This is a genomic window from Ruminococcus sp. (assembly GCF_016283395.1).
The window spans coordinates 83,210-103,579 of record NZ_JAEEMU010000045.1 but is presented as its reverse complement, the minus strand read 5'-3'; the positions used below and the strand labels follow the sequence as shown (position 1 = coordinate 103,579).

At 43.2% G+C, this 20,370-nt stretch carries 12 protein-coding genes; 4 read left to right on the top strand and 8 right to left on the bottom strand.

Going from position 1 to position 20,370, the window contains the following annotated elements:
- From QZZ41_RS11210 to QZZ41_RS11200, 3 genes are all read left to right on the top strand, one after another.
- A partial coding sequence (locus QZZ41_RS11210; protein ID WP_295071972.1) for a helicase-related protein occupies positions 1-2,356 on the top strand: 2,356 nt, incomplete at its 5' end.
- Between the two features lies 1 nt (position 2,357).
- Positions 2,358-7,082 carry a hypothetical protein gene (locus QZZ41_RS11205; RefSeq protein ID WP_295071969.1) on the top strand — a complete coding sequence of 1,575 codons (4,725 nt, stop codon included), beginning with the start codon at positions 2,358-2,360 and terminating at the stop codon, positions 7,080-7,082.
- A 10-nt stretch (positions 7,083-7,092) separates the two neighbouring features.
- On the top strand, positions 7,093-7,248 hold the full coding sequence (locus QZZ41_RS11200) for a YgjV family protein (RefSeq protein ID WP_295071967.1): 156 nt from the start codon (positions 7,093-7,095) through the stop codon (positions 7,246-7,248).
- Between the two features lie 201 nt (positions 7,249-7,449).
- Here QZZ41_RS11200 and rlmD read toward each other — a convergent pair whose 3' ends face one another.
- The 8 genes from rlmD to QZZ41_RS11160 form a co-directional block, all read right to left on the bottom strand.
- Positions 7,450-8,805 carry a 23S rRNA (uracil(1939)-C(5))-methyltransferase RlmD gene (rlmD, locus tag QZZ41_RS11195; protein WP_295071964.1) on the bottom strand — a complete coding sequence of 452 codons (1,356 nt, stop codon included), beginning with the start codon at positions 8,803-8,805 and terminating at the stop codon, positions 7,450-7,452.
- Entirely contained in the window at positions 8,769-10,247 is a 1,479-nt protein-coding gene (hemZ, locus tag QZZ41_RS11190) for a coproporphyrinogen dehydrogenase HemZ (RefSeq protein ID WP_295071961.1), read from the bottom strand. The genes rlmD and hemZ overlap by 37 nt, the downstream gene beginning before the upstream one ends.
- Positions 10,237-10,878: an MBL fold metallo-hydrolase gene (locus QZZ41_RS11185; RefSeq protein WP_295071958.1), complete on the bottom strand. Its 642-nt coding sequence runs from the start codon at positions 10,876-10,878 to the stop codon at positions 10,237-10,239. Before QZZ41_RS11185 ends, hemZ begins: the two co-directional genes overlap by 11 nt.
- A gap of 12 nt (positions 10,879-10,890) precedes the next feature.
- Positions 10,891-13,185, bottom strand: a complete 2,295-nt coding sequence (locus QZZ41_RS11180; protein ID WP_295071955.1) for a bifunctional (p)ppGpp synthetase/guanosine-3',5'-bis(diphosphate) 3'-pyrophosphohydrolase — start codon at positions 13,183-13,185, stop codon at positions 10,891-10,893.
- A 15-nt stretch (positions 13,186-13,200) separates the two neighbouring features.
- Positions 13,201-15,234, bottom strand: coding sequence for a single-stranded-DNA-specific exonuclease RecJ (gene recJ, locus QZZ41_RS11175; protein WP_295071951.1), 2,034 nt, complete (start codon positions 15,232-15,234; stop codon positions 13,201-13,203).
- Between the two features lie 186 nt (positions 15,235-15,420).
- A complete protein-coding gene (gene sigE / locus QZZ41_RS11170) occupies positions 15,421-16,119 on the bottom strand; it encodes an RNA polymerase sporulation sigma factor SigE (protein ID WP_295071948.1) in 699 nt (232 codons plus the stop codon).
- Positions 16,120-16,135: 16 nt separating this feature from the next.
- Positions 16,136-16,948, bottom strand: a complete 813-nt coding sequence (locus tag QZZ41_RS11165) for a sigma-E processing peptidase SpoIIGA (RefSeq protein ID WP_295071946.1) — start codon at positions 16,946-16,948, stop codon at positions 16,136-16,138.
- A gap of 326 nt (positions 16,949-17,274) precedes the next feature.
- The gene (locus QZZ41_RS11160) at positions 17,275-18,999 is read right to left on the bottom strand and encodes a DEAD/DEAH box helicase (RefSeq protein WP_295071943.1); all 1,725 of its coding nucleotides are present in this window, start codon (positions 18,997-18,999) and stop codon (positions 17,275-17,277) included.
- A 387-nt stretch (positions 19,000-19,386) separates the two neighbouring features.
- Here QZZ41_RS11160 and nudC point away from each other — a divergent pair, with 387 nt between their 5' ends.
- The gene (gene nudC / locus QZZ41_RS11155) at positions 19,387-20,205 is read left to right on the top strand and encodes an NAD(+) diphosphatase (RefSeq protein WP_295071940.1); all 819 of its coding nucleotides are present in this window, start codon (positions 19,387-19,389) and stop codon (positions 20,203-20,205) included.
- The last annotated feature ends 165 nt before the right edge of the window (positions 20,206-20,370 follow it).

Here is a 20,370-nt window from a genome sequence, read left to right as displayed (position 1 = left end):
AGTTATCGTTGATGAAGCTCATCATATACGAAACGGCAGCGATGATAAAGAAAAGGCATTTGCCTACAAGTGTACGAAATATTTTTGTGACCATGCAGATGCTGTCGTAATGCTTACCGCAACGCCATTACAGACAAGCGATAATGATCTGTTCACGCTTCTCAACGTTCTTCGTCCTGATATTGTTGTGGATAAAGATACGTTTGAGATGATGTCACGTCCGAACGCTAATATCTCCCGTGCTGTACATTTAGTTCGGGCAATGGAAGAAGGCTGGAATGAAAAGGCGACAACAGAACTACTTGACCTTCAAAAAACGCAATGGGGCGATAATGTTATAGCAGAGAATCCATTGTATAATGATATATTGCGCCGCCTTGAAAGTAATGAAATAAACCGAGAAGAACGTGTAAAGCTTATTTCTGATATTGAGTCACTGCACAGTTTCGGTACTATGCTCAACAGAACCCGAAGACGTGATATACAGGATTTCTGCGTAAGACGATCTCATACTGTTTCAACTTCATTTACTGATTATCAGCAGACGCTCCACGATGAATTGTTGAATTTTGAACACGAAGCACTTTCTACACTCCATAATGCGAATTCTGTTGCTTTTATGATAAGCACGATCCGCAGACAAGCTGCAAGCTGTATTTTTGGACTTGCACCATACATCAGGGATATTATCAGCAGACGTTTGATGCAGTTGGACTATGATCCTGATAATTTAGTCAATGATGTTGATGATAAATCATTAAATGAAATCTCATCTCTTGCAAAAAAAGCGCTGATGATGGCAGATAATCTCCCCGAAAAAGACCCGAAATTTGAAGAGACATATAATATCATCTGTAAAAAACAGGAGCAGTTCAACAACAAAATAATGATTTTCAGCACATTCAGGCATACGCTGTCATATCTAAGAAGGAAACTGTCTGAATGCGGACTTAGAGTTGAACAGATCGATGGTAGTGTTAAAGATGATGCACGATACGAATTGAAATCACGTTTTGAACTTCCTCGTGAAAACGAAAATGCTATAGATATTCTTTTGTTTACCGAAGTCGGCTCAGAGGGTCTTGATTATCAGTTCTGCGATATGATGATAAATTATGACCTCCCGTGGAATCCTATGAAAATCGAACAGAGAATAGGACGAATTGACCGTCGTGGTCAGTTGAGCGATGCAGTAAACATCTACAATATCATTACCGAGGGTACGGTCGATGCAGACATATACCACAGATGCCTTATGCGTATCGGCGTATTTGAGAGAAGTATCGGCGACTGTGAAGAAATCCTCGGACAGATTGCTTCTGATATTGATTCACTCGTTTATGATACTACCCTTACAGAAGAAGAACGAAACAGAAAACTTGAACAGATGGCAGATAATGAAGTCAGAAAAATGCAGGAGCTCAACCGTCTTGAAGATGAGGAAAAAGAACTTTTCGGCTTTGATCTGACAGAACTGTCTACTTCTCAGGAAATTAAAAAAGCAGAAAATCCGTGGATTTCCGGATACTTCCTGCAAAAACTGATAGAAAACTATATTACTGCCCGTGTAGGAAAAGGTCAGTATATTTTAGGTGAATCCTCACTTAAAACACTGCGTCTATCTGCATCAGCAAGGCAGATACTGAGAGATGATCTGAAAAAGCTCTCCGGCGGACGTAATGCTCTTAGAAGAACATGGGAAAACTATTTAAGCGGTAAAAAACCTAACCATAGTATCACATTTGACCCGGAGACCGCTTCAAAAGAGCGAGACAGCTTCTTCGTTACCGCTATGCATCCTCTGGCAAAGCAAGCGGCACAATACTTTGGTCATAGTGAAGAGCCGTATTTGCATTTAACATTAAACACTTCTGATATTCCTTCGGGATCATACGTTTTTTCAATCTATGCTTGGCAATATACAGGATATAATCCCTATACAAAATTGCTTACAGTTTGTGCGAATGAAAAGATTGCCTCAGAATTACCATACCTTTTAGAAGATGCTTCTAATTCCGAAGGCAAACCAGATGGTCAGTTTGACTGGACTGACATAGAAAAACGTCATGTTAAGATGTGGCTCGAAGCCAGCGCAAAGCATAAAAGCGATATTAAATCAACCGAATCATTTAAGCTTGAAAGTATAGCGAATACATTCCGCAATAGAATTCGCTCACTGGAACAGCAGGTTCAGGACGCCTATGACGAGAATATAAAACGTATGCGTCAAAGCGAGTTGGAGACTGTTCGTGCTAAATATACTCGAAAGATTTCAGAAATAAAAGCAACTGCTGATAAGGCGGATGTTTTATCTGCTTTATTGGTAAATGGTGTCATCACGATTGTGGGGGATTAAAATGACAACACTCCGTCAATTACAAAGCGATTATGGAATGATCGACTGTCGAGATCTCGGTTCACGCAAACTAGAACAGTTGCGTGACGGTCTAAAGCAGGTTGTTTCAGCAGAGATTATTTCAGCCGAGAATGGTAAAGACTACATAGAATTGCTGAAAAAATTCAGGGAAGCTGTTGCAGAAAACGATAAGCTTCATGGTGATAACTATCCCCAGCTGCTCAACTCTCTTTTATCAGTTGGAGAAGACGGTCTGTACTCTAATAGTCTGCGCTTTATATTTGAACTAATACAGAATGTCGATGACTGCGATTATAAAGACAGTGCTGACTGTAAGCTTGATATGCGTTTTGATTTTGCAAGAGACGAAATCATATTAACATATAACGAAGTCGGCTTTTCGCCATTTAACGTATTTGCAATCACAGGTATTGCAGAAGCAGCTAAGAACGTTTCTTCTGAAAAGAATCAGATAGGTGAAAAAGGAATCGGCTTTAAATCTGTATTTGGAGTAGCAAACAGAGTATGGATCAGAAGCGGTTGGTTCTCTTTTGAACTCTATAAAGAGAATTTTACGATTCCTGTTCCGATTTATAATTCCTTTGAATACTGTAACGGAACGCAGATGACGCTATATGTACCTGGCAAAGCTAAACAGCTTTATAAGGAAATAAAAAAACAGTACTGTAAAAGAGATGCTCTTTTCTCTCGCAATCCTCTTCTGTTTTTGAATAAACTTACATCGTTAAAATTCTATTACGATGATTTCAGAAGTATGGAATTTCATGTATCCCGCACCGGAAATGATGGTTCCAATCAGTTTAAAGTTGAAAAAGGAATTGTGATTTCTGTTGATTTGCGAGACTATGAAAATGGCTCAGAAGTGAATGTGAAAGAAGAGGTACACTGCACACGATACACGTCTTATATCAAGTTTTCCAAAGAAGCCTGCCGAGCTCGTTATGGCGATAAAACGAAGGTCGGACAGGAAAACGGAAAGGCTATGATTCTATGTGTAGTTATACCAGATTCTGACTTTATTTCGGAAATCGGTAACGGGGCATTATACTCTTTTCTCCCAACTCAGCTTAAACTTACTGTACCTATCGTATGTCATGTGCCTTTCAAACTTGATGCCTCCAGAGAGTTTGTTGATCCGCAGGAGAATAATCTTTGGTTTCAGGAAGCAAGTAGATACCTGTCCGAACTCATGGATAAGGTTTTTCTTGATTATTCTCACGTTGTTAAAGAAAACATAGTCAGGTATTTACCTGATAAGGGCAAAAGCCTTTTTGCTATAAATAATGGTAAAGAGGAGTGCCTTACAGAACAAAAATGCTTTAGCGGTTCTCATTATCTTGATTTGCCGGTTTTCTATACAGTCGATAATGATTACAAGAAATCAGATGAAGTATTTTGTTTTAGTGAAAGCGAAAACATAGAAGAACCTGAAAAGGTATATAGACTTATGGGGTATCGTCTTGCACTATTCCTTTCGCCGGTTTCGGCAAGTCGTTTTTCTATAAAAATAGTAACTGGTGTAAAGCAAAAGATGTTCAAAAGGGCATTAGATTCAGCCGTTAGAACATCTGCCATTCTTGATTATCTTGACTCTGTTAATTATGATTATCCCATGGAGGTGATACGCAAGCTTGAACCTATTAAAGTATCACAGGCTCAGTTGGAAATCATCGTAAAACATAGAAAATTATCAAATACATTACGAGCAATAAGCAATGAGAATATAAAGAATAATAAGCGGTTCGGATTAGAAATAACCGATGCGGATTTTAAAGAAATATCTGACCTTTTTGATGATGAATTTGAAATGAGTGATGTTCCAGAAACTGTGAGAAATTACTTACGGTTTTGTAATAATAAATGCTTGTGTTTGGGTGAAAAAGATGATTTCTTCTTACCTTGTCATAATGTTCTTCTGTTATCCGCAAATAATCCATTATCATCATTTGCATCATTTTGCTATATGATAGATGAGAAAGATACTTTTTCAATCCTTATTAAAATGCGAGAAGCATCTAAAGAACTTGACTATTATGAAAACGGAGATTGTAGCGATGAAGAATATCTTCGCAGACTATCTAACATACGAAAAATTATCAAGGAATCACTTGGTAAAGGCGGGTATAGAAGCTATCTTGAAATTATTCTAAAAGCTGGTACAGATAGAGGTAGATTTATTCAAGAACTTCTCCAGAATGCTGACGACTGCTTGTATTACAATGAGGTTGTACCTACTTTCTCGTTATCCATGAATGGGAGTGCAATTACAACCGAGTATAATGAAATGGGTTTCACAAGAGCAAATATCCGTTCAATCACCGCCATCGGCGAATCTACAAAAAATAAGTTGCTTTCACATAGTAATCAATCCATTGGTGAAAAAGGAGTAGGGTTCAAAACCATATTTGCCATTGCATCTAAGGTTACTATTCACAGCGGAGACTATCATTTTTCGTTAAGTGACAAAGAGCCTACGATTCCCAAAATTATAAATGAAGATGTTATCGAAACGGTACCTGGTACCAAAATGGAAATCGAACTAAAAGGAGGCGAAACATTCCCAACTTACAAAGAAAAAGATATTTTGGAATTATGCCTTTGTCTGAGAAATCTGAAAAAGCTGACGATTGGAAAGCATACTGTAACCATAAGTGATACTGACGATAAAAGAACTATCTCAATCGGAAATCGTGATTTTGTTTTTAAGCGATTTCATCACTATTTTACAATTACGGACGAGACAGCATTAGAAGAACGAAAGAATGGAAGCCGTGAAATTTCTGCTGAACAACAGATTGTTTGCTATGTTCCTGAGTATTCAATCAATAAAGATTATCATTTTCCTTTATACTGTGGACTTCCAACAAAGCACAAACTCAATATACCAATGGCAATAGATGCACCATTCTCATTAACAACTTCAAGAGAAGAAATTGAAACAGAAGGATCAAAATGGAATGATATTATTCGCAGGGAAATGTATGTCGCAGTGATGAAAGTAATAGATTCACTCAAAATAGACGAACGCTCTAATATATTTAAATATCTCAAGTTTGTTTCTAGATTCCAAGGAACTATCCGCGGTTATGTTAATGACACATTTGATAACAAATATCTAAATGGATACGATTTGTTAACTCAGCTCCGTTCGAAAGAAATAATCCCCACATATAATCGTGATATTTTTGCGGTTCCTATTCAGAATACAGCTCAGCGCTATCCAGAGGCTGCCATTTATATTATCACAAAACTTTCGCTATCAGAATATGAAGAGATTAATTCTTCGTCCATTATTGATATTGGTTCGAGCGATAATGACTCTGTTTTGAACGCCTTATCATGTGAAGAAGCTGATTATTCTATGGTTATACCGATTCTATTCAAATATGCTGAACGCTTCATAAGAGATGAAGTATTCCGCAATGCTTTTTATGAATATATTTCTGAAGCACCTGCTGATTACATGTCTAAAATTAAAGAGTTGCAAATAATACCTGTATACGGAATTGAATCCAATGTTACGGAATACATAGCTTGGAAAGAAAAAAGCATTTATGTTAAACGAAATGAAACACGATCCGGAACCGATCATTATATATTGAATGAACACTATATGCCGAAATCCTTATGCGAAAAGATTTATTCTGATAACATAAATGAATGGAGCCATGAGATTGAGCGCATAAAATATAATGACAGATTAGAAGCGTTATTATGCGAAGAAGATGATATATCTGCAATATATAGCTTTTTGCTTTCTGAATATCGTTCAGGAAGGCTACTGAAAAATGGTTCCTTTAAGATCTTATCCTCATACAATGTTCCGCTCAAAAATCAGTGCAATGAGATTACATGTAAGCCCTTGTTCGTATGTGATCTTTCCAATTACTTTACTACTGAAATGATTTTGGGCATTTCAGTACATGATGAGTGTTTAGGTCTAGCTAAAGATATTGGAACTGAATCACTTAGTGGCATTCATTATGAAGATATACAATACCATAATGAACTAACAGCGGATGATATAGAAGAGTTAATTGATGATCCTGATCACTATTTCTTGAACTACGAGGAATTATTAAGAGGATTTTATCGTGAGGGGTTATTGCCTGAAGCATTATTACAAGAATATGAGTTGGATTACCTCTCTTACGGAGGATATGATACGATGGATTATGCATATGATTTTCCTAGTGAGCAAGTTGAAAATCGAGCGGTACTTATATCGCACGTAAAAAAGCTTTGTAAAACTCCTGTTAGAATAATCACAGTAGAAGAAATGTGTAAAGTTCAGAAAATAAAAACACATGATGACAGAGTTTATTCATATGATAGGAGCTATTCTAGAAACATAATTTTGAATACATATTCACCTGAAGGAAGCAGGGATTTATGCTTTTGCCAAATGTGTCGAAATCCTAAACCCAAAGTATATATAGAAGTTAACAGTATAGATATTCTGCCTGAATTCTTCTTTTCTCAACTAAGACTCGCTCTTTGCTTAGAATGTAGTAAAAGATTTGAGGCACTCAGACGTAACGAGCCAATACGAAGGGCCTTCATAAAAAGCATAAAAGACTACGTTGTTTCTGACGAAGGCAAAGTTGACATACCGATTGGAAATTTTGATACTATAACTTTTACGGCAAAGCACCTTGCAGAAATACAAGAAATTTTGAGGCAAATCCCGCCAAGGAATAAATAACATCAGTCTTATGAATCACACCTGTGCATCACCGTGCTGGCTGATATACGATATTATCGTAAATTCATGGGGCGGACTGGTGAGCGAATCAATCACGATTGTGTCAATTCTGATATCAATTATGCGGTTCGGCTGGCAAGGACTGGAGAAGGACACTGCGAAATGATAGCCGAACGGAGGAGAGTAACGGTCAGATTTCTTCCCTCGAACTACATAGGGTCGGGTGCTTTGAGTAAGTCACTGAACACTGTATCTGAAAAAGACACCAGACTTGTTCCCGAGGACAATCAAAATCCTTTTGACTTTGTCCATCTCATTCATACATAAGAGAAAAAGTGCCGAATTTTCGGCACTTTTCTTATGCTCTCTATTTTTTCCTAGACATCAAAACTACGCACTCAACGTGACCTGTTCGCGGAAAGAGATCGACTCCACAGACTTTTTCCACATTATAGCCCTTTTCACTGAGGAGCTTTGCATCTCTTGCGGCAGTAGCAGGATTGCAGGATATCATAACTATCTTCTTAGGAGCAGCTTCTGCGATAACATCTATAGTCTCAGCCGAGCAGCCCTTTCGCGGCGGATCGACTACTATGATATCGGGAGCGCAGCCCTTTTTGCGGAGCTTTCCGAACACCTCTCCTGCATCTCCGCAGTAGAAATCCGCAGTATTTATATTGTTGCGCTGCGCGTTTCTCTTGGCATTTTCAACAGCCTGAGGGATTATCTCCACGCCCACTATCTTCTTCGCCTGCTTAGCCATTGAAAGACCTATAGTGCCTGCGCCGCAGTAAAGGTCGGCAATTACCTCGTCACCCTTTGGTGAAGCGTATTCCAGAGCCTTTGCATAGAGCCTTTCAGCCTGTACGGTATTTACCTGATAGAAGGAAAGGGGAGATATCTCCACGGTATTACCGCACATTACATCTGAGATAGTATCATTTCCCCACAGAGTAACGCACTTGTCACCGAGAATGACATTGGTCTTTCTGTCGTTGATGTTCATAATGATGCTTTTTACATCGCTGAATTTCTCACACAGCTGACGGCAGAGCGCGGAAAGCTGACGGGAGATGTCCTTTCTAACAACGATACAGACCATAATCTCGCCCGAATGTGCGCCGCGGCGAATGTAGATATGTCTGACTATGCCTGTATTTGAAGCTTCATCGTAAGCGGATATCTTCTTCTCGTTTATGTAAGCTATAACAGTGTCGAGGATATCACGGAACATCTTAGGCTGTAAAGCGCAGTCCGTAACAGGTATGAGACGGTGGCTTCTCGGAGCGAAAAAGCCGCATACAGCCTTTCCGTCTATATTTGCAACAGGGTACTGAGCCTTATTGCGGTAGTGCTCGGTGTCCTCAGCACCAAGGAAAGTATCAAATTTGGGAGAAAGTCCGCCTATACGTTCAAAGGCGTCGCGGACTATGCCGTTTTTCGTGCGGCACTCAGCCTCGTAGGAGATATGTCTCAGCAGACAGCCTCCGCACTTCTTATAAACAGGGCAGGTGTTTTCGATACGGTCAGCCGAGGGGGTTACTATCTTCTCCACGATACCGTAAGCATAGCTTTTCAGCACCTTTACTATCTTTATTTCGCACACATCGCCTACAGCGGTCTCGGGTACGAATACAGCCATACCGTCAACGCGGCATACACCGCTTCCCTCGGAAGTAAGTGCAGTTATTTCGGCTGTACAGACTTGATTTTTCTCAGGCATTCCGTCACCTCCTCTTTTTTATCCATGAGCTTGTCGAAGCTCCTGATGTATTCGTAAGGGAACTTGTAATTATGGATACGCTCTATCCTGCCATCAGGGTAGACAAGCTTTGTGGAAGCTGCACAGCCTGCACCGAGAATGGTCTGAGTTTCGTCCATAATAAATATATTGTAATAGCTTTCAAAGCCTTTTTTGGCGTAGCCCACGTTTTCAAGGTTGTCCACGGTATTCTTCTGGCGGTACATATAGTAAGGCAGATAGTCGTGAGACATAAGTGCAGGTATGCTGTAGTCAACCATTTCAGCCGCAGGATTTTTGATGTTGGAACTGCCGCTCTCAAATAGATTTGCTGAACGTTTTATAGTCAGTGTATGTACAGTTATGCTTTCGGGGTCAAGCTCTATCATGCGGTCAAGAGTATGGCGGAAGCTGTCGGCGGACTCTGTAGGCAGTCCTGCAATAAGGTCGGTATTTATGTTTTTGAAGCCCACTTTCCTTGCAAGCTCAAAGGCTTTTACTGCGTCCTCGCCCGAGTGCTGTCTGCCGATGACTTTCAGAACATCATCGTTGAGAGTCTGAGGATTTACGGAGATGCGCTCTGCACCAAGCTCCTTTATGACATGGAGCTTTTCCTCGGTTATAGTATCAGGTCTGCCTGCTTCAACGCTGTATTCACGTACCTTGTCAAGGTCGAAGTTTTTCTCCACAGTCTCCATGATAGCGCGGAGCTCCTGTGCCGAAACAGATGTAGGAGTACCGCCGCCGAAGTAGATAGTATCTATCTTTGTATCGGTGTCCTTAACTATTTTTCCGATTATTTCAAGCTCGCGGCAGAGTGCGGAAATATACTCAGGCATGAGTTTCATAGCTGAGTCCATAGAGTGAGACACAAATGAGCAGTAGCTGCATCTTGTAGGACAGAAGGGGATAGACACATAAAGGCTCACAGCCGAGCTGTCTATCCTGTCAAGTATGGGAATCTGATTTACAGCCGTATCATAAGCAAGCTGCAACTTCTTGTCTGTGACTTCGTATTTATCCTTGAGTATTGAGAATATCTCATCTTTAGGGAGCTCCCGACGCATGAGCTCAATGACCTTTTTTACGGGTCTGATGCCTGTCATAAGTCCCCACGGGGGAGCAATGCCTGTTTTTTCGGAGAGAATATGATAGATAAGGCGGCATATCTCGTGCTCCTTGTCCTGAGTAGCATCAACAGTAATGCTCCTGTTTACGGGAGCTTCTCCGTGGAGCTTTACTTCTGCGGAAAGAGTATCACCGCTAACCTCAGCGATAACATATGCATCGCCCGAAGCCTCGCTGCGGTCACTTCCGAAGGAATAACGGGCAGTATTGAAGAAGAGCTTCAATGTGGCTTCGATCTCGTATTTAAAAGAATTGCCGATCAGTACAATCGGCATTTTTGAATTATCAGTCGTCATTTTTTCCTCTGAATTGTCCCAGATACGGGTTTGATTCACGTTCATAGTCAAGGGTGGTGGTCTCGTTGTGACCCGGGTATACCTTGTAATCGCCGTTAAGGTGGTATATCTTGTTCAGCGAATATGTCATAGCGGAAGCACTGCTTCCCGGGAAGTCTGTTCTGCCCACTGAGCAGCAGAAAAGTGTATCGCCCGAGAACATAGCATCGTTGCAGATATAGCACACGCTGCCCTGTGAATGTCCGGGAGTATGGAGCACACGGAATTCACATTCTCCGTCATTGATATAACAGTCGCCATATACGCAGGTCCAGTCGGTAACGGGAGTAAATGTCATGAATGACATATCCGCAGCCAGTGAATGAGCCGCACTTTCAAGCATATGTGCGTCAAGCTCATGGATATATACCTCAGCTCCCGTAGCCTTGCGGACTTCCTCAACGCCGCCGATGTGGTCGAAGTGACCGTGGGTGAGGAGTATCTTTGTAAGGCGGAGCTTTCTCATTTTGAGGAATTCCAGGAACAGTCTGCTGTCGCCGCCGATATCAACGGCAACGCATCTTCCCGGGGAAGTCTCGACTATATAGCAGTTAGCGCGGAGAGGTCCGAGCTGTAAATGATGTATCTTCATGTTAATTACTCCTTAAATAGCGGCTCTTTCTACGGAAATAACGCCCTTTATCTTTCTGAGCTTCTCGAAAAGGTTCTTGAGCTGTTCGGTGCTGGAAATAACGATAGTGCCCTCGAAAAGAGCATTTCCGTTTTTGAGGACTCTCGATGCGGAATGTACGATAGGTACTCTTGCTTCTAAGAGGATAGCGGAAATATCGTAAACAAGTCCGACTCTGTCCGTAGCAGTTACCTCAAAGCTTGTCTGTAGCTGAGTATCGCTGTTGTCAGTCCACTGTATATCAACCCAGCGGTCAAGCTCCTCGGGATTGTTTCTTGCCAGAGCAGCCTTGTAGTTGGTACAGCTTGTTGTGTGTACCGATACGCCGTAGCCTCGTGTGATAAAGCCGATGATATCATCTCCGGGGAGAGGATTACAGCACTGTGCGAACTTTATGAGCATATCGTCTATCTGGTCGAGAACTATACTGCTGCGTCCGTTTGGCTTTGGCTTGATGAGCGGTACTACAGACGGTTCATCGCTTTCATGCTGCTTTTCGTACTTGTCTTTAAGTCTCGGCATTATCTTTGAGAGAAGTATACCGCCGTAGCCTATGGAAGCGTAGAAATCCTCGAGAGTATCGCAGTTATGGCGTTTGAAGTCGTCCTGTAAGAACTCGGTGTACTGTTCTTCGGTAAGGTTTATCCTGTGACGCTTGAATTCGCGTTCAAGCTGAGTCTTACCCTCGATGATATTCTCCTCACGGCGTTCCTTCTTGAACCATGAGCGTATCTTCGAGCGGGCTTCGTTGGTCTGGACGATGCTGAGCCATGCACGGTTAGGACCTTTATCTGAATCCTTACTTGTGATTATCTCGCATATCTGACCTGTCTGGAGCTTATAATCCAGCGGCACTATTCTTCCGTCCACCTTTGCGCCTGTGGTCTTGTGACCTATCTCGGTGTGGATACGGTAGGCAAAGTCGATGACAGTGGAATTTATAGGCAGGCTCACGGACATACCCTTTGGAGTCATAACGACTATATCCTCGGGGTCAAGATCGGTCTTGATGATGCGGACTATCTCCTCAACGTCGTCTGAGGTCTGCTGAGCTTCGATGACCTGACGTACCCATGCAAGACGCTGTTCCATTTTGTCCTTGCCCTGTATGCCCTCTTTGTACTTCCAGTGTGCAGCGATACCGTATTCGGCTGTTTCATGCATATCCCATGTGCGTATCTGCACCTCAAAGGGGATACCCTCCTTGCCGAGAACAGTTGTGTGGAGAGACTGGTACATATTGTTCTTAGGTGTGGAGATATAGTCCTTGAAGCGGTTTGGCAGGGGTTTGAACATATCGTGGATAAGTCCGAGAACGTTATAGCACTCGGCAATAGTGGTAACGATTATACGTACAGCGTATTTATCGTATATCTCGTCAATGTTCTTATGATTGATGAATATTTTGCGGTAGATGCTGTATATACTCTTTACTCGTCCGTCTATCTGAGGCGGCTGTGAAAAATCCTCTGACTTGAAACGCTGAGCGATACGGCTCTTGATTATCTCAATAAAAGCTTCACGCTCTTCCTTTTTGTTTTCAAGGATATTCTCGATCTCCGAGTAAGCGTAGGGGTCAAGGAAATGGAAAGCCAGATCCTGAAGTTCTTCTTTCATGGTTCTGATACCGAGCCTGTGAGCGATAGGAGCATAGATATTCATGGTTTCAAGAGCGGTATTACGCTGTTTTTCCATAGGACGATATTTCAGTGTACGCATATTGTGGAGACGGTCACTGAGCTTGATTATCATTACTCTGATATCCTGAGACATGGCAAGGAGTATTTTGCGGATATTCTCAGCCTGCTGTTCCTCTTTTGTAGAGGTAGGTATTTTGCTCAGTTTTGTTACGCCGTCAACGAGGAGTGCAACGTCCTGACCGAAGCGTTTTTTCAGATCGTCAAGAGTAGCGTCTGTGTCCTCGACTACATCGTGCAGGAGTGCAGCGCATATGGTATCCGTGTCCATACCAAGTTCCAGCAGAGTATAGGCTACAGCCAGCGGATGAGTGATATAGGGCTGACCCGATGAACGTTTCTGACCCTCATGAGCCTTTGCAGCGAACTCATAGGCAGAGATTATCTTGCTCAGATCATACTGCTTGTCGTCTGTGAGTATTTTCTGTATGATCTTTTCAATGGTGAAATCGTCCTTGAAATCGGGGATATCCTTGAGAAAGTCCTCCGGATTGCTTGGGATAGCAGATTCTGGTATGGGTATCTCTCTTTCGTGATGTATGAGATTTGATACATTCATGTCATCTGTCATATCTATTCTCCTTTATCAGTGGCTTTTTGCCAGCTTGCTCCTGAGTGAGACAAGAACGGCAGCCGAATCCAGATCGGCTTTCTGTGAGACTTTAACTCTTTTTATCTTTGTATCTGAACATGAGACTGTGACCAGTCCCAGCTGTCTCAATGCTTCTGCGGCTATGCAGAACTTACAGTAATTGATATTTCTGTCATTTAGCCTTATATACAGCGTATCGGAGCATATTCCCTCGTTGGGGATAGCTTTGTATATCTTTACAACGTCATCTCGTGACGGATACATACTTGGGTAATAGTTCTGCGGAAGCTCCTCACCGCGCAGGAAAGCTTCAAAGGCGGAATTTGCCGCGAAGTACTTGTTCTGCTCGAACATATGCGGACGTATATCGCATACAACTATGCTTACCGAGGTCTTTCCGCGGAATTCGTTTATACCGAGATTAACTATCATATCGCATATATCGCCCTTTGCCAGACCTGTTTCACTTGGCGACTTTCTGAATATGAGCGCGTCAGCCTGAGTGAAGCCGAGCTTTATATGCAGCTTTGTGTGAGCACCGTCGGAAAGTGGCATGATATCGGTTATCTCAGCTTTTTCAATGTAGAAAAGAGGCTTTTCGTTATCAGTACCGAAGGGTTCGAGAACACTGAGTCCCTGTACATTCTCAACGGTAAGCTCCGTGGGAGATATAGGTATATCGGCTTTTATCTCCGCTATAGGCATGACCTTGTGGTTTTCGAGGGCATATTTTTCAAGGAGCTGTCCGAACTCATCAGCTTTGCCGTTTTTTATGGTGAAACCGCCTGCACCCGGGTGTCCGCCGAACTTTTCAAGCACATCTGAGCAGGCAGTAAGTGCATCGAATACCGAGAATTCACCGAAAGAACGGGCTGAACCGCGTATCTCTCCCTCAGTTTCGGAAGCAATGAAACAGGGCTTTCCGAACTTCTCAACTATCCTCGAAGCAACGATGCCGATAACGCCGTGATGCCAGTCTTTACCGCAGAGGAAGATGACTCTTCCGCGGATAAGCTTCGGTTCTTTGTCTATCATGGCTTCTATTTCGGAAATAATTGAGTTTTCAGCGTCCTTGCGCATATTGTTGAGCCTGTCCAGTTCACGGGCGGCTGTCAGGGCTTCATCGTAGTCCTCACAGAGGAACAGCTCCGCCGCTGTTTTAGGAGAGCCGAAGCGTCCTGCGGCATTTATCCTGGGAGCTAAACCAAAGCCGATGACCTGAGAGTCCACAGGCTTGTCCGTAAGTCCGCAGACCTCTTTAAGAGCCATTATGGACGGACGATCAGAATTGCTCAGCAGCTCCATACCGTATGATACAAGGAAGCGGTTTTCGCCTGTAAGGCTTACTATATCGGCAACTGTAGCAATTGCGGCAAGGTCGCCGAACTGTTCAAGAGCCATAGTGTAGTCGCCGCCGTCAAGGGCAGCAACGAGTTTCAGTGCTATGCCTGCACCGCACATATATTTGAAAGGGGAGAAGCAGTCGTGCCTGTGAGGGTCAGCTACAGCCTCTGCTCGGGGGAGCAGTTCGCCCTGCTGGTGGTGGTCGGTAACTACCAGCTTCATACCCTTGGAGTATATATATTCAGCTTCGGAAATTGCGGAAATACCGTTATCCACGGTGACTATAAGTGAAGCTCCTTCCTCGGCTATGCTGTCTATGGCTTTCATATTGAGTCCGTAGCCCTCGGAGCGTTCGGGGATATAGTAGAAAACGTCCGCTCCTGCTTCGGCAAGGTAGGAATAGAGTATTACTGTAGCCATTATGCCGTCACAGTCGTAATCCCCGTAAATGCAGATGCGCTCATCGCTGTCAATGGCAGCATTTATGGTATCTGCGGCTTTCTGCATATCTTTGATGAGAAACGGGTCTGAGAGCTCGGAAACGTTGAGGGCTTCCATGACCGATTCAGGCGATGAATAACCTTTTGAGGCTATAGCAGCGGCTGCAAGAGAGCTTACACCGCAGCTGAGCATAAGTGAAGATACAGTTTTTCTGTCGGGCATACCGACTGTCCATTTTTTCATACAACTACTCCCGAAAAAGCATAATATACACAACAAATAATTATAACATAAAAATATGAAAATATCAACAGCCGCAGCGAAAAAAATGAGCCCTAAGCAATTAGCCCTTAGCCTGTAGGGAACGCCGCCCCTACAATTATGAATTGATACTGCTCTCAACTTGCTAAAGGCTATGGGCTGAACACGTCAGGAGATGCTTTCTATTTTCACACGGAGCTTCTTGATGATTTTCTTTTCGAGCCTTGATATATATGACTGTGAGATGCCGATGCAGTCTGCCACTTCTTTCTGCGTTTTTTCCTTGCCGTCAATGAGTCCGAAGCGCATTTCCATTATCTCACGTTCACGCTTGCCAAGTTCGGACACCGCACTTCTCAGTATATCGCGTTCTGCCTCTGTTTCAATGCCCTTGCTCACGATATCGTCGTCAGTGCCGAGAATATCCGACAGGAGAAGCTCATTGCCGTCATAGTCTATATTCAGCGGCTCATCAATAGAAAGGTCATTGCGGTACTGTGAGGACTTCCTCAGAAACATGAGTATCTCGTTCTCGATACACCGCGAAGCATAGGTGGCAAGCTTTATATTCTTCGTCGGACAGAAGGTGTTCACAGCCTTGATGAGTCCGATAGTTCCGATAGAAATCAGATCTTCTATGCCTATTCCCGTAGACTCGAACTTTTTCGCTATGTATACCACAAGACGGAGATTATGCTCTATAAGGCAGTTTCTGGCACTTGTATCATGGAGCATGAGCCGTGAAAAGACTTCTTCCTCCTCCTGCCTTGTAAGAGGCGGCGGAAGTGTGTCCGAGCCGTTGACGTAAAAAACCTCGCCTTGCAGGTGCTTTTGCAGAAATGTTCTGATTTTTTTGATGATGTTCATATTTTCTCCTTCTTTCCTATATTTTCAGCAGCTTTGGATTGAACACGGCTTTCCCACCACATTCACCGAAGCCGATAACAGCGTCTACAGGCTTCTTTTCGCCGCTTGTACAGCTTATAATAACTTCATCGGGGCGAAATACAGGTATGAGTCCGCTTCCCGAAACAGCCGTACAGGGGAGCAGTCTGAATCCGCGGGGGAGATGAGCTATATCAAGCTCAGAGCCTGTAAGCTCTGTGAAGTATTCGGCTGCACATATTATAACGGGTGATCCGCTGAAATGATCCACAAGACCGTTACCTGTGTCCGCAAGACCGTTTACTGATATGACTTTGCTCCTGCTGCGTATAAACACTCGGTAGCTCCCCTCGGGAGTCCTGTCCACCCATATTCTCAGCAGCCTTACAGCTCCGTAAAGAGCAGCTGTAGTAAGTATAAGTATGAGCAGAGAGAAGTCTATGTAAAAGCAGGCGTTGTTAAAGTGCATGAACTCAGGCTTGAAAAGGGAATAAACAGCGTAGACCGTCCCTGCCAGTACAAAATTTGCGGCAAAGAAAGCCAAAGTATTGATAATAAGCCGCTTTCTGCCGTGAATACCGAATGAAAGCGCAACTATACTTATAGCCGCCGCAGTCTTTATAATAAGAGCTGTTATGCTTCCAAGCTGTGGGAGCAGAATGATGAGCGAAAAGAAGCTCCCGTATAAGGACGCTGCAATACATCTGCCTGTTTTCAGGGGAGAGTGGGTAATACCTGAGGTAATGCGCAGCAGGAAGAAATTCACATAAATGTTCAGTACAATAAGTACATCAACATAAATGGTTTGCATGGTACACCTCCTGACTTGCTGTCTTGTACTACCATTATAATGCAGCGAGTACGAGAAATATGTCATATCTTAGTTGTTAGTGAGCAGTGATTAGAAAGTAGTAATCACTACTCTCTGCTATCTACTCACTAATCACTAATCACTAACCACTCTTACACTGAAAAAGAAAAGCTGCGGCTTCAAAACTGAAACCGCAGCCTTGCTGCATATTAAAGGAACGGGAGAACGATAGCTCCGATTATCATAAGTCCTGCAATAGCAAGGACTGCGATACGCATCCACGTTTTTTTCTCGGGAGTATGTTTAGTGCTCATTCATATCACCTCTCAGTGTCTTTTTTTCATGCGTTTTTTACGATTTGGTATATAATCCGTGTATATCTCGGACTTCTTTTTACCGCCGTAAGCGGCTTTTTTACGGTCAAAGCGAGGCTTGTCATCGGGACGGCGGCTGCCTCTGCGAGCAAGGTTCTCTCCGCCCTTATAGAGCTTGACTTCTACTTTGTTTCCGTTTATCTTAATAGAGTCCGTACTCTCAATGATGTATTCCGACTCAGCTTCGGGAACTTCAACGGTAGTATGATCGTTGAATATATCTATCTTGCCGAAATCCTTGCCTGTCATGCCCGTAGCGTCAACAAGTGCGCCCAGTATGAAATTAGGAGCTATCCTGCGGTTGCGCCCGATATTTATGACTATCTTTACAGTCTTTGCACCGCTGTTCCTGCCCTTTCTGAGAGGCTTTGCCTTTTCAAAGTCAGGGAGCGACTCGGTCTCAGCCCTGAGCATCTGAGCGATAACTCTTGCGGCAGCTTCACGGTAGTCGATACCTGTTGATGCAAGTCTGTCGAGAATATCATAAGCATCGTGACCTGCTGCGGCTTCGGAGATCTCCTTAACTACAGCTTCCTTTTTCATGGCAATGATATCAGACTTGTCGGGGAGTGGCATTTCGCGTATCTCGGCGTGAGTGTACTTTTCTATGGCACGAAGGTCAAAGAGCTGCCTTCTTCCGCTTATGAGAGTATAAGCAGTACCTGTCCTGCCTGCTCTGCCTGTTCTGCCGATACGGTGGATATAATATTCATTGTCCTGGGGCAGGTCGTAGTTGAACACTGCATCGACTCCGCTTACATCTATACCTCTTGCGGCAACGTCTGTAGCTACAAGTATCTCCGTGGACTTGTTCTTGAAGCTGTTCATTACCTGAGTACGCTGTATCTGCTTCATATCGCCGTGGAGACCTGCTGCGCGGAAGCCGTGCTTTACGAGTTCCTCAGTGAGCTGATCCACCATAGCCTTTGTATTGCAGAACACCATAGCCGATGTTGGCTTATAAGCCGCAAGGAGAAGTCTCAGCGCATCGGTCTTTCTGCCCATAGCCACTTCAAAGTAGAACTGCTCGATGAGCTCTACAGTCTTTTGTGCTGACTTTATTTTGATATGTACAGGGTCTGTCTGGTACTTTTCGGTGATAGCCATTATCTCCTTTGGCATAGTAGCGGAGAAGAGAACGGTCTGTCTGTCCTCGGGCATATCGGCGAGTATAGTCTCAATGTCCTCACGGAAGCCCATATTCAGCATCTCATCAGCCTCATCGAGGATAACTGTCCTTATATTGTCAAGCTTGAGAGTTCTTCTGCGGATATGATCCATTACTCTTCCGGGAGTACCTATTATTATATTAGCACCGCGCTTCAGCTCGTGTATCTGCTTTTCCATACTTGCGCCGCCGTACACAGCAGAGGATTTCACACCCTCCTTGTACTTGGCGAATTTGCGTATCTCCTCATTTGCCTGCATAGCAAGCTCACGGGTAGGGCATAGTATGAGCACTACAGCCGACTTTCTGTCAGACTCGGTAATGCTCTCAACAGCAGGTATGCCGAAAGCGGCGGTCTTACCCGTACCTGTGTTGGAACGTCCCACAACGTCACGCCCTTCAAGGAGCAGGGGGATACTTTCCTGCTGTATCTCCGTCATCTCCGTATATCCCAGCTCGTCAACAGCACGAAGAAGCTCCTGTGATAAATTCAGTTCATTAAAATGCATATTTATCCTTTCTTACTCTTATCTCCATTTATTCCAATACAAAATATAATAGCACAAATTGCCGAAAAGGTCAAGAGTTTATAGCGATTAGTGGTTAGTACATAGTGATTAGTGAGTAGTAAGTAGAGAGTAGTGATTAGAAAGTAGTAATCAGAAAGTAGAAAGTAGATTGTAGGGGCTGATGCCTACATCAGCCCGAGCCTTACGATGCAATTAACATAAATGCGCTGTAGGGACGACCATTGGTCGTCCGCCAATTACGATGAAAGCGACAAGAGCGCAATGTAGGGGCGGATATTATCCGCCCGTAAATCTCGATTATAATTGACAAATATAGCAATATGGCGTATAATGTAAATAACATATAATGTTGCAAAGGGTGGTAAAATGATACAGGACATATATCCGAGCAGACTGGACAACAAGTACATACCGTACACTATGACTAATGATGATACGGTATTGTTTTTTGACACAGAGGGAAAACTCCTTGTAAATATCAGCGACGGGGAGATAGTTTTCCCGAAAGGAAGCGATATGGACGCTATAGGCAGCGTCTATGCCTTTTCTGTTGATGAAAGGAATTATTTCATCTCACTCACTCAGTTCGAGCGTTCTTATCCCTCATTTGAGTATATGACCATACGTGAGCTCAGGGACAAGTGCAGCGGCAAGGAGCTTTTTGCAGCCTTTACTGCATATCATCTCTGGAAATGGTATTCCGATAATATTTACTGCGGCAAATGCGGAGAAAAGCTTGCCTTTCACGAGAGAGAACGTGCTCTGAAATGCAGCAGATGCGGAAATACAAAGTATCCGAGGATAAATCCTGCTGTAATAGTGGGAGTTACTAAAGGCGACAGTATACTTATAACAAAGTATCGCAGCGGTTTTGCACACAATGCCCTTGTTGCAGGCTTCACGGAGATCGGCGAGACTCTCGAACAGACCGTTGAGCGCGAGGTAATGGAAGAAACAGGCGTAAAGGTGAAAAATATCAGGTATTATAAGTCTCAGCCCTGGGGCATGGCACAGGATATACTTGTGGGATTTTTCTGCGATGCGGAAGATGACAGCGAGATACATATGGACGAAAGCGAGCTAAAATACGCAGAATGGGTCAAGCGCGAGGACATAGTGCTCCAGCCCTACAACCACAGCCTCACCAATGAGATGATGCAGGTATTCAAGGAAAGCAAAATATAACGTTCAATTCCCGAGATGATCTCTCGGGGATTTTTTTTATTTACAGTTATAGACTGAGTCTATAACAAATGATAATTCATATGTATTGGACAAATACCTATTACTGTGGTATGATATGAGTAAAGAAAAACACAGAGGTGCTTAAAATGAATGATATAAGACAGA